Genomic DNA, 14,406 nt, shown 5'->3' on the forward strand with positions numbered 1-14,406 from the left:
TCAGAGCCGCCGGTACATCACCAGCAGGTCGACGTACCCCTCGGTCGGGTGCCGGAAGCCCTCCGGCACCCGACCGACCACGTCGAAGCCGAGCGACCGCCACAGCCCGACCGCCCGGGAGTTCGTCGCCACCACCGCGTTGAACTGCATCGCCCGGTAGCCGTCGGCCCGGGCGAGGTCGAGCACGTGCCCGCCGAGCGCCCGGCCGATGCCCCGACCGGCGGCGGCCGGCGCGACCATGAAGCTGGCGTTGGCGACGTGGTCGCCGGGACCGGGCTGGTTGGGCACCAGCTTCGCCGATCCGAGGATGGTGCCGTCGGCGTCCACCGCCACCACCGTGCGTCCCGGCGGCGGCACCAACCAGAGCCGGCGGGCCTGCTCCTCGGTGACCTCGCGCGGCCAGGTGTACGTCTCCCCGGCGGCGACGATGTCGCGCAGGAAGGGCCAGATGCCGGGCCAGTCCGCGCTGGTGGCCGGCCTGATCTGCATGTCCGGATCATGACACGGGGTGTGTTTGCCGGCGTGGTCAACGGGTAGTCGCCGGAGCTGATTCGGATCGAGGAGGAGCGTGACGATGGACGGCCAGGTCAAGGTAGCGGTGATCTACTACAGCGCGACCGGTATCACCTATCAGATGGCGCAGGCGGCCTGCGAGGCCGCCGGGGAGGCCGGCGCCGAGGTGCGGCTGCGCAAGGTCCGCGAGCTCGCCCCCGCCGAGGCGATCCGCTCCAACTCGGGGTGGCAGGCGCACCACCTGGAGACCCAGGACGTCCCCGAGGCCCAGATCGACGACATCGCCTGGGCCGACGCGGTGATCTTCGGCTCGCCCACCCGGTACGGCATGATCGCCGCGCAGCTCAAGCAGTTCATCGACACCACCGGCCCGCTCTGGGCCCAGGGTGCGCTGGTGGACAAGGTCTACAGCGGCTTCACCTCGACAGCCACCTCCAACGGCGGCCAGGAGTCGACCCTGCTGTCGCTGTTCACGGTCATCTACCACTGGGGTGGCCTCGTGGTCACCCCCGGATACACCGACCCGAGCCAGTTCGTCGCCGGAAACCCGTACGGCGCTTCGCACACCAGCAACAACGGTGAGATCGCACCGGACCACGTCGCGCTGGGCGCGACCGCGCTGACCGCGCGCCGGGCGGTGCAGATCGCCACCAGGTTGAAGAAGGGCACGGCCGGCTGACGCTCGACGGCGGTCACGGCGGAACGGGACGACCGGTGGCCGGGCGGGGGCTCTCAACCCGTCCGGGCCACCGGTCGCCCTGACCCCTACCCCCGATCGGGCGAAGCATGCGCCGGCACCGGCCGGGCCGGTCGCTCCAGCAGGTGGCCGAGCAGGTCGGCCAGGACCGCCAGGCCGTCCCGGCTGAGCACCGACTCCGGGTGGAACTGCACCCCGGCGAAGCCGGGACCGCGCAGGGCGTGCACCGCGCCGTCCGCCGGGTCCCGGGAGACCTCCACCGGGCCGTGGCCGGTGCGGACCCGGTCGGCGTCGGCCAGGGCGGTGAAGGTCGAGTAGAAGCCGACCCGGCGAGGGGTGCCGAAGACGGTCACGTCCCGCGGCAACCCCTGGTACGGCGCCGCGCGGCGGTGCAGCGGCAGCCCCAGCAGCCCGGCGAGCAACTGGTGGCCGAGGCAGACCGCGAGGGTGGGCAGCCCGGCGTCCAGCCGCGCGGCCAGCAGCGCGCGCAGCGCCGCCATCTTCGGCTCGGTGAGGTTTCCCGGGTCGCCCGGGCCCGGGCCGACCACCACCAGGTCGTACCCGTCGACCGGGGCGGGGCGGTGCCACGGGCGGACGTCGACCGTGAGGCCCAGCGCGCCGAGCTGGTGGGCGAGCATCCCGGTGAAGGTGTCCTCGCCGTCGACGATCAACGCCCGGCGTCCGGCCAGCCCGGGCAGCGCGATCGCCCCGGGCACCCGCTGGTCGAGCCAGAACCGCGCGAGGGCCTCGTTCCGCTCGGCGAGCACCGCCCGTACCTCGGGGTCGTCGGCGAGGGGCCGCTCCGGCCCGGGGCGCGGCGCCGGACGCGCCGGGCCGGGACGGTCGGGGCGTACCACCGGGGCGGCGCCGGGGGCCGGCGCCTGCGGACCGAGCCCGAGCGCGGCGAGCACCCCGGCCGCCTTCGCGTGCGTCTCCGCGACCTCACCGGCCACGGTGGAGTGCCGCACCAGGGTCGCCCCGACCGGCACCCGCAGCTCACCGGTGGGGGAGAGCTCCGCCGTGCGGATCAGGATCGGCGCGTCCAGGGTCTGCCGGCCGGCGGCGTCGCGGCCCAGCAGGGCCAGCACCCCGGAGTAGTAGCGCCGCCCGGTGCGCTCGTGCCGGGCGATCACCCGGCAGGCGTTCTCCATCGGGCTGCCGGTGACGGTGGGCGCGAACATCGTCTCCCGCAGCACCTCCCGGACGTCCTTCGAACCCCGCCCGGCCAGCAGGTACTCGGTGTGGGTCAGGTGGGCCATCTCCTTCAGGTACGGCCCGACCACCTGGCCGCCGTGCTCGGCCACCGTGGCCATCATCTTCAGCTCCTCGTCGAGCACCATGTACAGCTCCTCGACCTCCTTGGGGTCGCGGAGGAAGCGCAGCAGGGCGTCCCGGTCGGCCGTCGCGCCGGTGTGCCGGAAGGTGCCGCTGATCGGGTTCATCATCACCAGTCCGTCGTCGACGCTGACGTGCCGTTCCGGGCTCGCGCCGACCAGGATCCGGGTCCCGGTGTGGACCAGGAAGGTCCAGTACGCGCCCCGTTCCCCGCACAGCAGCCGGCGCAGCGCCGCCAGCCCGGCCCGCAGTGGGGACCCCTGCACGGTGGCGTGCAGGGTGCGGTGGATGACGAAGTTGGCGCCCTCCCCGCGGCCGATCTCCTCGGCGAGCACCCGCTCGACCGTCCGGGCGTACTCCTCGTCGGTGACGTCGAAGGCGGCGCCGTCGCTGACCACCGGCGCCTCGGGCAGCGCGGCCAGCGCGGCGGCCAGCGGGATCACGTGGTGCCCGTCGATGGCCAGGTACTCCAGCGGGGTGCCGTCGTCGACGCAGTCGAAGCCGCGCTCGGTGACCTGCCGGTAGGGCACCAGCGCCAGGGTGTGCGCCCCGGCCGCCGCGTCGTCGGGCAGCGGCAGGTCGGCGAGCCGGTCGGCGACGTCCACCGTCCCGGTGAAGAGGTCGAGGTGGTCGGCGCCCTCACGGCGGACGAGGGCGAACGGACCCGGGTCGACGCCGTCGGCGACGGCGGCGAGCAGGTCGTGCGGGCGGGTCATCGGTGTCTCCTCCAGGGCCGGTGCGCCACCCGTCGGGGCGGCCCGGGGCCGGGGAGAGACCGGCGGCCGCCTCGTCGGGCGGCCGCGTGGAAAGCTACGCGCGGAAGGTGGCCGCCGGGTCGGCGGGCCACCAGCAGGACGACAGCGCGAGCATGCCGATCACCCTACGCGGCCCGCGGCCGGTCCGGAAGCGGTTGTCCGGGCAGGACGCGCCCCACCGCCCGCCGATCATCGGGTGACCGACCCGGGTGGCGGGTACCGTGACCGGCGATGAACATTCTCGCTCTCGACCTGGGTACCTCCTCGGTGCGGGGCCTCGTGCTGGACGGGGACTGCGATCCGCTCCCGGGCGCGCTGGCGCGGCGCAAGGTGCACCTGAGCGTCGGGGTCGACGGCGCCGGCACCCTCGACCCCGTCGGCTACCTCGCCTGCCTGGTCGAGTGTCTGGACGAGCTCGCCGACGGCGGGCACCTGCGGGACGTCGAACTGGTCGCGCTCTCCGCCCAGTGGCACTCGGTGGTCCCGCTCGACGGCGGCGGCACGCCACTCGGCCCGGTTCTCACCTGGCTGGACACCCGACCCGGGCCACTGGCCGGAGCCGCCGGACCGGCCGACCCGGCGGAGTACCACCGGCGTACCGGCACGTGGTGGCACCGCAGCTACTGGTCGGTCCGGCTGCCCTGGTTGCGGCAGCGCGCCGGGAGCTCCGCCGTCCGCTTCGTCGGCCTGGTCGAGTACGTGCTCGCTGAGCTGCTCGAGGCGGCGCCGATGTCGATCTCGATGGCCTCCGGGACCGGTCTGCTCGACCTGGGCGCGGCGGACTGGGACGCCGAGGCGTGCCAGCTGGCCGGGGTCCGCGACGGCGAGCTGCCCGAACTGGCTCCGCTGGGCTGGCACGGCCGGCTCCGCCGGGAGCACGCCCGCCGGTGGCCGCAGCTGGCCGACGCGCGCTGGGCCGCCCCGGTCGGCGACGGGGCCGCCTCCAACGTCGGCTCCGGCTGCGTCGACCCGCGTCGCGTGGCGGTGACGGTGGGGACGTCCGCGGCGGCCCGCCTGGTGCAGCGGGTCCCGGTCGGGCAGGAGGCGCCACCCCTGCCGAACGAGCTCTGGCGCTACCGGGCCGACCACGAGTACGTGGTGACCGGCGCGGCGTACTCCAGCGGGGGCAACCTGTTCGCCTGGGCCAACCGGGAGCTGCGGCTGCCCGAGGGCGCCGGGCTGGAGGAGGCGCTGGCCCGGATCAAGCCGGACGGCGGCGTCGCCACCAACCCGAGGTTCGGCGGTGACCGGCCACCGGGCCTGGCTCCGGCCGGCGTCGGCGAGCTGCGGGGGCTCAGCTTCTCCACCACGGGAGTGGAGATCCTGGCCGGGCTGATGGCCGGGCTGTGCCGGCTCGTCGCCGACGACCTCGCCGTGCTGGAGTTCGGTGTCGACGCCCCGGTCGAGGTGGTGTTGGGCGGGGGAGCGGTGAGCGCCTCCCCGTGGTGGCGCGCGGCGTTCGCGACGGCGCTCGCCCCGCGGACGGTGCGGCACCGCTCCGAGCCGGAGATCGGCGCGATCGGCGCCGCGCTGGTCGCGACGGGCCGGGTCGCCGAGGCGGAGAAGCTCGCCGGGGCGGGCCGGACGGTGGCGGTCGGGCGGTCGCTCGTGACCGCTGCGCCGGACTCCTGAGCGCTGCCGCCCCTCCGGCCCGTTGACACAGCTCCCGGGCCTGGTTGGATGGAGCCCGCTCCCCGACGAGGGGGAGGCGGGGACCGAGGAGGCAGGTGTGGGCGTTGGTCCCGACCCGAGCCAGGACGCGACGAAGCAGGACCGTCGACACGAGAGCGAAGTCCGGCTCGTACCGCACCGGCGGCGTTCGCCGTTCCGGCTGCGCGACTGGCGGATGCGGACCAAGCTGGCCACCGTCCTGGTGATTCCCACGGTCGCCTTCCTGGTGCTGGCCGGGGTGCAGACCGTGGCGCTGGTCGGGCAGACCACCGCGTTGAGCGACTTCGCCCGGCAGGTCGGCATCGGACGGCAGATCACCACGGTGGTGGACCGGCTCCAGCAGGAGCGCGACCGCGCGGCGGGCGAGTTGGCGGAGCTGCGCCGCGACGGCGCCGACTCCGACCGGTCGGCGGCCGCCGCCGCGCTGCAACCGTTGCAGACCGCCACCGACCAGGCGGTCTCCGAGCTGCGCCGGGCCGCCGCGCCGCTGGCCGACTCCGACGCCGCCTGGCGCGTCGCGTACGCGGAGGTGCTGGAGGCCTACGACCAGGTGGTCTACATTCGAGCGGCGATCCCACCGGCGGTGCTCAGCACCGACACCGTGCTGGGCAACTACCACCGGTGCGTGGAGGCGCTGCTCAACCTGCTGGCCGAGCCGTCACCGGGGGAGCCGCAGCCGGCCCTCACCGACGCCGTGCTGCGCTACGTGCAGCTGGCGCGGGTCAAGGAGTTGTCGTCGCGGATCCGGGGCCAGCTCTACGAGGCGGCCCGGGCCGGCCGCTACGGGCTGGACGACGAGGTGGCCCTCACCGACCTGCGGGCCCAGCAGCTCGCCGCGCTCGGCGCGTTCCGGGTGGCCGCCACCACCGCTCAGATCGAGCTGTACGACCGGACCTCACGCGATCCCGCCTTCGTCACCGCCGCCCGGCTGGAGGAGAAGAGCCTGCCGGCCGGCGGGGCCCAGCCGGAGGTGCTGCCCGCCGCCCAGTGGTGGGCGGCCAGCGAGCAGCGCCAGGAGCTCTTCCGCCAGCTCGAGGTGCGGGTGCTCGACGACGCGGTGGCGCAGGCCGACGAGGTCAGCAGCGAACGGCTGCGCACCACCCTGCTGGTCGTCGGCGTCATCGTGGTGGTGCTCGGGCTCGCCGTGCTGCTGGCCCTGTTGATCGGCCGCTCCGTCGCGAACTCCATCCAGCTGCTGCGGGGGCAGGCGCTGCGGATCGCCCAGATCGACCTGCCGTACGCCCTGAACCGGCTCCGCACGGTCAGCGGTGGGGTGCCCACCATCGACGTGCCGCCGGCGGTGGTCCGGTCCTCCGACGAGATCGGTGAGCTGGCCGAGGCGTTCGTGGCGGTGCACCGCAGCGCGGTCAGCGTCGCCGTCGAACAGGCCGAGACGCGGCGCACGGTCAACGCGATGTTCGTGAACCTGGCCCGGCGCAGCCAGGTGCTGGTGGAGCGGCAGTTGGAGCTGCTCGACGACCTGGAGCGGGAGGAGGCCGACCCGGACCAGTTGGAGAACCTGTTCCGGCTGGACCACCTGGCCGCCCGCATGCGCCGTAACGACGAGAGCCTGCTGGTGCTGGCCGGCACCGAGTCCACCCGGCGGTGGAACCGTCCGGTCGGGCTCGGCGCGGTGCTGCTCGCCGCCAGCGCCGAGATCGAGCAGTACCAGCGGGTACGGCACGACTCGGTGGCCGACCTGTACGTGGTGGGGCACGCCGTCGGGGAGCTGGTGCACCTGCTGGCCGAGCTGCTGGAGAACGCCACGGCCTTCTCCCGGCCCGACACCCTGGTCCGGGTGACCGCCCGGGCCGAGGGCGGCGGCGCGGTGGTGGAGATCGCCGACCAGGGGCTCGGGATGAGCCCGGCGGCGCTGGAGCAGGCGAACGCCGTACTGGCCTCGCCGCCGACCGCCGACGTGGCCGCGGTCGAGCGGATGGGTCTCTTCGTGGTCAGCCACCTGGCCGCCCGGCACGCGGTGCGGGTGCGGCTCGCCGGCGGGGCGGAGGGGCTGGTCGCCCGGATCGTGCTGCCGGCCACGCTGCTGGCCGCGGCGTCGGCCGCGGAGCTGGGCCCGCCCGCCTCGCCGCGGATGCTGACCACCGCGGTCGCCGGGGCCACCCGGCCCGGTGCGGCGCAGGCCGGCGGGCCGACGACGGAGCTGCCGGTGGCCGGTCGCCGTCCCGACCCGACCTCCGTGCCCGTCCCGGGCCGGCCGGTGCCGGTCCAGGGCCGGCCGGTGCCGGTGCCCGGTCGGCCGGTGCCGGTCCGGGCGGAGGACGTGCTGACCCCGGCGGCGGGTGCGCCGGCGGGATCCGGTGGTGGCTGGTGGTCCCGCCAGGGCCCGGCCCCGGGGTCGACGCCGAGCACCGGGGGGAGCACGCCCGCGCCGCCCGCCACGCCGGTCACCGCCGGCACCACCGAGCGCGGTCTGCCGGTACGGGTGCCGATGGCGCAGCTCGCCGCGGTCACCGAGTCGGCGCGGCCGGAGACCCCGGCCGTCCGGCACGACCCGGACCCGGAGGCGGTCGGCGGGATGCTGTCCCGGTACTACGGCGGCGTGCGCCGCGCGGAGGCCGAGGAGACCACGGAGATAATCTTGCCGCCGGCCGGTGTGCGCAGCGAAGGGGGACGACAGTGATGACGTTGAGCCAGGAGGCCCGTGACCTGAGCTGGCTGGTCAACGCGTTCGCGGAACGCGTTCCGGGGGTGGCCCACGCGGTGGTGGTCTCCTCCGACGGGCTGTTGGTGGCGATCTCCGCCAACCTGCCCCGCGATCACGCTGACAAGTTGGCGGCGGTGACGTCGGGTCTGATGAGCATCACCGCCGGTGCCGCGCAGATGTTCGACGGGGACGTGGTCAAGCAGACCGTCGTGGAGATGGGGCGCGGCTACTTTCTGGTCATGCAGATCCGCGACGGTTCGATCCTGGCCACTTTGGCCGGGGCGGACGCCGACATCGGGGTGGTGGGCTACGAGATGGCCCGGCTGGCCAAGCAGGCCGGCGAGATGCTCACCCCGGCGCTGCGCGCCGAGTTGCAGCAGGCGCTGCCCCGCTGACCGGGCCGGCGGCCCGGCCTCCGGTCGGGCCGCCTCCGGGCGGGTCGGGTGGTGATACGGCCGGACCGCGGGCGCGGTCCGGCCGTATTGGGTCCTGCCGAGCTAGAGGCCGTTGTCGCTGATCACCTGGCGGTACCAGTGGGCGCTGCGCTTGGGGATCCGACGCTGGGTGGGGTAGTCCACGTAGACGAGCCCCCAGCGTTGGTCGTACCCCTCGGCCCATTCGAAGTTGTCCAGCAGCGACCAGACGTGGTAGCTCTCCAGCGGCACCCCGGCGGCGATCGCCCGGTGCGCGGCGGCGAAGTGGTCCCGCAGGAAGGCGATCCGGCCGGCGTCGTCGACGGTGCCGTCCGCGCCGAGGGTGTCCGGGCAGGGCAGGCCGTTCTCGGTGACGGTGATCGGGATCCGCCCGTAGTCGCGGGTGACCCGGGTCAGGATGTCGTACATCCCCTCGGGGTGGATCTGCTGCCACTCGGCCTCGGAGGTGGGCCAGCGCCGCACGGTGTCGCCGTCGGCGGTGACGTAGATCGGCGTGTAGTACTGCACGGCCAGCAGGTCCACCGGGCTGGAGATGATCTCCAGGTCGCCGTCGCGGATGCCGCGGACCATCCGGCTGGCCGGCCCGAGGTCGGCCAGGACGTCCTCGGGGTAGGCGCCGGTGAGGACGGGGTCCAGGTAGAGACGGTTCTCGTACCCGTCGTAGAGCCGGGTGGCCTCGGCCGCGGCCGGGGTGTCGTCGGCGGGGTAGCAGGGGTGCAGGTTGAGCGCGGGGCCGATCCGGGCGGTGGAGCCGGTGGCGCGCAGCGCGCGGACGGCGAGGCCGTGGGCGAGCTGGAGGTGGTGGGCGACGAGGTACGCCGCGTCGGGGTCCTGCCGGCCGGGGGCGTGGTGGCCCCAGAGGTAGCCGTTCTGCACCACGGTCTTCGGTTCGTTCACGGTCAGCCAGACCGGCACCTGGTCGCCGAGGCCGCGGAAGACCGCGTCGGCGTAGTCGGCGAAGCGCTCGGCGGTGTCCCGGTTCTCCCAGCCGCCGGTGTCCTGGAGGGCCTGCGGCAGGTCCCAGTGGAAGAGGGTGACCATCGGCGCGATGCCGCGCTCGTGCAGCCCGTCGACGAGCCGTCGGTAGAAGTCGAGGCCCCGCTGGTTGGGCCGGCCGGTGCCGTCGGGCTGGATTCGGGGCCAGGAGACGGAGAACCGGTAGCTGCGCAGGCCCAGCTCGCGCATCAGGTCGAGATCCGAGGCCCAGCGGTGGTAGTGGTCGGCGGCCACGTCCCCGGTGTCGCCGTTGCGGGTGCGTCCCGGCGTGCGGCTGAAGGTGTCCCAGATCGACTCGCCCCGGCCGTCCTCCTTGGCGGCGCCCTCGATCTGGTACGCCGAGGTGGCGGCGCCCCAGCCGAAGCCGGCCGGGAAGCGCAGCCCCGCGGGGGTGGGGCCGGCCGCCGGCTTCTCGCCGGGCGGGGCGTCGCAGCCGGTGGCCACGGCGCCCGCCGCCGCGGTCAGGGCGGTGGCGACCGGCGCGGACTGTCCGGCGCCGGCCGTGGCGGTGGCGGAGAGCGCGGCGCGGCCGAGCAGGCGCCGTCGGGTGAGTGTCGACATGGGCATTCTCCTCAGGGTGCGGGCCACCCGACGGCCGGGAGCGCTCCCAGGGCAGGGCGCACGACGGTCCGGCCGTGAACGTGGGCGGACTGCCAGCCTAGAGGGCCGGACCCGAGCGGGCGGCCGGGGATGGGGTGCGGCAGCGGCGTCGCGGTGGGCGGCGCGCCGGCCGGGGTGCCGACAGCGAGCGAGGCCGGCCGGGTGGCGCGCGGAGCGCCTGATCCCGTCGGCCTCTTTTCCCGTGGAGTACGGGGGCTTAGTGTGAGGACGGGGGAGGGCAACCCCCGTCCCCACCGTGGTGCACACGCGCACGGGTGGAATTGGCGTCCGCCGTGCGTGTCGCGCGGGAGCCGGGCCACGCGAGTGGCTCTGGTACCCACCTCCCTCCGTGCTGGTGAGGAGCCGGCTGGCGACGGCGTCCGGGCTGGCCCGTCGTCAGCCTCCTGGGCCGGTATGCCGTGGCCGGATGACCACGGTCGATCCATTCGGTGGATCCCCGTCGATGGAAGCGCTCCCATCGACGATGCTGCGACTGTAACGCCCGTCACGACTTTGTGAAAGCCCCCACACGAGATCGAAACATCGGTGTGCGTGACTCGGCGGTGGTTGTCGTGGGAGCGCTTCCATGGCACACTGGCATCCAGTCGCGACGCGGAGCCAGCTCGCGCGAGCGCGGGTCGCCGAGGGCATCCGGGATCACCGGACGGCCACCCGAGGAGGCGGCACCCCTGCCGCCCCACCGACCGACCACCATTCCCGGGCGCTTCCGTCCCCCCGCGCACCCCCGTCGCGTGTGGAGGCGCCCCGCCGTGGGCCCGTACGGCCCCGGCCCGGTCCGAGGAGACACCGCGCACATGAGACTCATGGCAAGACGCCGCCGAACGGCGATCCTCGCCGCCACCGCGCTCGCGGTCGGTGGGGTGGCCCTGCCGGCCGGCGCCGCGCAGGCCGCCCCGGCCTGCGACGTGGTCTACGCGACGAACGACTGGGGCAACGGCTTCACCGCCAACGTCACCATCAAGAACCTGGGCGACGCGCTCAACGCCTGGACGTTGAGGTTCGCCTTCCCCAACAGCAGCCAGCGGCTCACCCAGGGCTGGTCGGCGAAGTGGAGCCAGACCGGCGCCGAGGTGACCGCGACCAACGAGTCGTGGAACGGCGGTCTCGGCACCGGCGCCTCCACCACCATCGGGTTCAACGGCGCGTACTCCGGCGCCAACCCGAAGCCCACCGCGTTCACCCTCAACGGGGTGACCTGCAACGGAACCCCCGCCAACCAGCCGCCCACGGTCTCCCTCGGCGTGCCGGCCGGGCCGTTCCAGGCGCCGGCGGACGTGCCGCTGACCGCCACCGCCGGCGACCCGGACGGGACCATCGCCAAGGTCGAGTTCTACCGCAACGGCCTGCTGGTCGACACCGACACCACCGCCCCGTACGGCTACACCCTCCAGGACCTGCCGGCGGGCAGCTACACCGTGCAGGCCAAGGCGTACGACAACGCCAACGGCATCGCGGTCGCGGAGAAGTCCTTCACCGTCGGCCCCGCCACCGGCCCGACGCTGGTCGCCACCCCGGCCGCGGTCAGCGTGACCGAGGGCGGCAGCTCCCCGGTCAACCTGAAGCTCAGCGCCGCCCCGACGGCCGACGTCCCGGTGCCCCTCGCCCGCACCGGGGACACCGACATCACCGTCTCGCCGGCCTCGGTGACGCTGACCCCGACCAACTGGAACACCGGGGTGACGGTCGCGGTCGCGGCCGCGGAGGACGCCGACACCCTCGGCGGCACCGCCACCGTCACCGCCTCGGCCGCCGGCTTCGCCCCCCTCGCGATCACCGCCACGGAGATCGACAACGACACCCCCGGCGGGGACAACACCTACGTCAAGCGCTTCCTCGACCAGTACGGCAAGATCAAGAACTCCGGGTACTTCAGCCCGGAGGGCGTGCCGTACCACTCGGTGGAGACGTTGATCGTCGAGGCGCCCGACCACGGCCACGAGACAACCTCGGAAGCCTTCAGCTTCTGGCTCTGGCTGGAGGCGCAGTACGGCCGGGTCACCCAGAACTGGGCCCCGTTCAACAACGCGTGGACGGTCATGGAGAAGTACATCATCCCCAGCCACGCCGACCAGCCCAGCGCCGGAGCTCCGGGCACGCCGCAGTACGCGGCCGAGCACAACCTGCCCAGCCGGTACCCGTCGCAGCTGCAGCCCGCCGTCCCGGTCGGCCAGGACCCGCTGCGCGGCGAGCTGCAGAGCACCTACGGCACCGGCGACATCTACGGCATGCACTGGCTGCTGGACGTCGACAACACCTACGGCTTCGGCCGCTGCGGTGACGGCACCACCCGGCCGGCGTACATCAACACCTTCCAGCGGGGCACCCAGGAGTCGGTGTGGGAGACCGTGCCGCAGCCGTCCTGCGACACCTTCGCCCACGGCGGCCGGTACGGCTACCTCGACCTGTTCATCTCCGAGGGCAACGCCCCGGCCAAGCAGTGGAAGTACACCAACGCCCCGGACGCCGACGCCCGCGCCGTGCAGGCCGCGTACTGGGCGCTGACCTGGGCCAAGGCCCAGGGCAGGCAGGCCGACGTGGCGGCCACCGTGGCCAAGGCCGCCAAGATGGGCGACTACCTGCGCTACGCGATGTTCGACAAGTACTTCAAGAAGATCGGCAACTGCGTCGGGGCCACCACCTGCCCGGCCGGCACCGGCAAGGACTCCGCGCACTACCTGATGTCCTGGTACTACGCCTGGGGCGGCGCGTACGAGCCGAACCAGAACTGGTCCTGGCGGATCGGCTCCAGCCACAACCACTTCGGCTACCAGAACCCCTTCGCGGCCTGGGCGCTGACCAACGTGGCCGAGCTGAAGCCGAAGTCGCCGACCGCGACCGCGGACTGGCAGAAGAGCTTCGACCGGCAGTTGGAGTTCTACACCTGGCTCCAGTCCGCCGAGGGCGGCATCGCCGGCGGCGCCACCAACAGCTGGGACGGCAGCTACGCGCAGCCGCCGGCCGGCACCGCCACCTTCTACGGCATGTACTACGACGTCGACCCGGTCTACAACGACCCGCCGTCGAACCAGTGGTTCGGCATGCAGGCCTGGTCGATGCAGCGGATCGCCGAGCTGTACCTGCAGACCGGCAACGCCAGGGCCAAGGCGCTGCTGGACAGGTGGGTGCCGTGGGCGATCGCCAACACCACGCTGGGCGCCAACTGGTCGATCCCGTCGGACATGAAGTGGACCGGCCAGCCGGCCAACTGGAACCCCACCAACCCCCAGCCCAACACCAACCTGCACGTCGAGGTGACGGTGAAGGGCCAGGACGTCGGCGTCGCCGCCGCCTACGCCCGGACCCTGATCGCGTACGCGGCGAAGTCCGGCGACCTGGCGGCCAAGAACACCGCCAAGGGCCTGCTCGACGCGCTCCACGCGGCCAGTGACGCCAAGGGCGTGTCGACCACCGAGAAGCGCGGCGACTACAAGCGCTTCGACGACGTCTACGACGCCGCCACCGGCCAGGGCCTCTACGTCCCGGCCGGGTGGACCGGGAAGATGCCCAACGGCGACGCCATCGCCGCCGGCCGGAGCTTCCTCGACATCCGGTCGTTCTACAAGAACGACCCGGACTGGCCGAAGGTCGACGCCTACCTGAAGGGCGGCCCCGAGCCGACCTTCAACTACCACCGGTTCTGGGCGCAGGCCGACGTCGCGATGGCGTACGCCGACTACGGCAACCTGTTCCCCAACGGATGAGGTGACCACCCCGGGTGGGCGGCGCGGCGCCGCCCACCCGGGGGCCGACCGGGCCCGGGGGAGCGGACCGCCCGGTCGGTGGGGCGGCCCGATCATCACGGTCGGGCCGGGGGTGGGCCGGCCGTCCGGACGACGCAGCGGACTCGCCGGCCCACCCCGCCGCCCCGGCCCGGGAGAACCGCGAAAAAAGAGGGCGTCGCGGGATCACGCGACGCCGCCGGACGGAGTACCGTGTTCCTCGGAGAGGCCGCTCCCCCCGTGGCGGCCTCTCCCTTTATCTTTCCGGGTTTCCCGTCACGGCACCGGGCGGTGCCGGCTCCACCGGATGCCGCAGCCCCGGATGTCCCGCCGGCAGTGACCGCCGGATCACCACCCAGCTCACCGTCAGCGCCGCCGCCACCAGCGGCCAGGTCAGCGCGGCCCGGGCCACGGTCAGCGCGACCACCTGACCGCCCAGCCACAGGGGCAGGAAGACCGCCACCCGCAGCGCGTACGTCGCCGCCCACACCCAACTGCCCCGCGCGTACGCCCGCAGCAGCGCCCGGTCGCGCCGCCACCGGCCGTGCTGGCGGAGCGCGACGCCGACCAGCGCCCCGAGCAGGGGCCGGCGCAGCGCGATGCTCACCACCCAGACCAGCGCGCTCGCCGCGTTGGAGAAGAGCTGGACGAGGAAGAAGTCCGCGGCCCGTCCGGTGTAGAGGGCGATCAGCGCGGCGACGCAGACGGCGAGCAGCCCGACCAGCACCGACCGCGGCCGTTCGCCCCGCCGCAGCCGCCAGAGCGCCACCGCCGTGCCCGCCACGACGGCCGCGGCGACCCCACCGCCGAGGGAGCGGTCGGTCAGCAGCCAGCCCACGGTGAAGGCCACCGGTGGCAGGGTCGCGTCCACCGCCCCGCCGCGTCCACCCAGCAGGTCCGCCAACGATTCCGGCCGGCCCGCCGGTCCGCCTCCGTGTTCCCGTCCGCCGCTCACCGTCACCTCCCGAGCTTCGGTGCCAACGTAGCGGGGACGGACCGG

At 74.1% G+C, this 14,406-nt stretch carries 9 protein-coding genes; 5 read left to right on the forward strand and 4 right to left on the reverse strand.

Annotated elements, in window-relative coordinates; genetic code table 11:
* Positions 1–489: a GNAT family N-acetyltransferase gene (locus AC5L3Z_RS09805; RefSeq protein ID WP_494841215.1), complete on the reverse strand. Its 489-nt coding sequence runs from the start codon at positions 487–489 to the stop codon at positions 1–3.
* An 85-nt stretch (positions 490–574) separates the two neighbouring features.
* On the opposite strand from AC5L3Z_RS09805, the gene wrbA reads away from it, so the two are divergent.
* On the forward strand, positions 575–1,192 hold the full coding sequence (wrbA, locus tag AC5L3Z_RS09810) for an NAD(P)H:quinone oxidoreductase (protein WP_494841216.1): 618 nt from the start codon (positions 575–577) through the stop codon (positions 1,190–1,192).
* Between the two features lie 86 nt (positions 1,193–1,278).
* On the opposite strand, the gene AC5L3Z_RS09815 is transcribed toward wrbA, so the two are convergent.
* Positions 1,279–3,261, reverse strand: coding sequence for a chorismate-binding protein (locus AC5L3Z_RS09815; protein WP_494841217.1), 1,983 nt, complete (start codon positions 3,259–3,261; stop codon positions 1,279–1,281).
* 270 nt (positions 3,262–3,531) lie between these two features.
* Between AC5L3Z_RS09815 and AC5L3Z_RS09820 the strand changes: the two genes are divergently transcribed.
* The 3 genes from AC5L3Z_RS09820 (at position 3,532) to AC5L3Z_RS09830 (ending at position 8,031) form a co-directional block, all read left to right on the forward strand.
* The gene (locus AC5L3Z_RS09820; RefSeq protein WP_494841218.1) at positions 3,532–4,932 is read left to right on the forward strand and encodes an FGGY family carbohydrate kinase; all 1,401 of its coding nucleotides are present in this window, start codon (positions 3,532–3,534) and stop codon (positions 4,930–4,932) included.
* 97 nt (positions 4,933–5,029) lie between these two features.
* Complete coding sequence (locus AC5L3Z_RS09825) at positions 5,030–7,612, forward strand: sensor histidine kinase (RefSeq protein WP_494841219.1); 2,583 nt, start codon at positions 5,030–5,032, stop codon at positions 7,610–7,612.
* Positions 7,612–8,031, forward strand: coding sequence for a roadblock/LC7 domain-containing protein (locus tag AC5L3Z_RS09830; RefSeq protein ID WP_442933300.1), 420 nt, complete (start codon positions 7,612–7,614; stop codon positions 8,029–8,031). Before AC5L3Z_RS09825 ends, AC5L3Z_RS09830 begins: the two co-directional genes overlap by 1 nt.
* A gap of 102 nt (positions 8,032–8,133) precedes the next feature.
* Here the strand turns inward: AC5L3Z_RS09830 and AC5L3Z_RS09835 are convergent, their stop codons facing one another.
* A complete protein-coding gene (locus AC5L3Z_RS09835; RefSeq protein WP_494841220.1) occupies positions 8,134–9,627 on the reverse strand; it encodes a GH1 family beta-glucosidase in 1,494 nt (497 codons plus the stop codon).
* Between the two features lie 863 nt (positions 9,628–10,490).
* Between AC5L3Z_RS09835 and AC5L3Z_RS09840 the strand changes: the two genes are divergently transcribed.
* Positions 10,491–13,388, forward strand: coding sequence for a glycoside hydrolase family 48 protein (locus AC5L3Z_RS09840; RefSeq protein WP_494841286.1), 2,898 nt, complete (start codon positions 10,491–10,493; stop codon positions 13,386–13,388).
* 274 nt (positions 13,389–13,662) lie between these two features.
* On the opposite strand, the gene AC5L3Z_RS09845 is transcribed toward AC5L3Z_RS09840, so the two are convergent.
* Positions 13,663–14,361, reverse strand: coding sequence for a DUF3159 domain-containing protein (locus AC5L3Z_RS09845; protein ID WP_494841222.1), 699 nt, complete (start codon positions 14,359–14,361; stop codon positions 13,663–13,665).
* Positions 14,362–14,406: the final 45 nt, after the last annotated feature.

Source organism: Micromonospora sp. LZ37 (assembly GCF_059359015.1).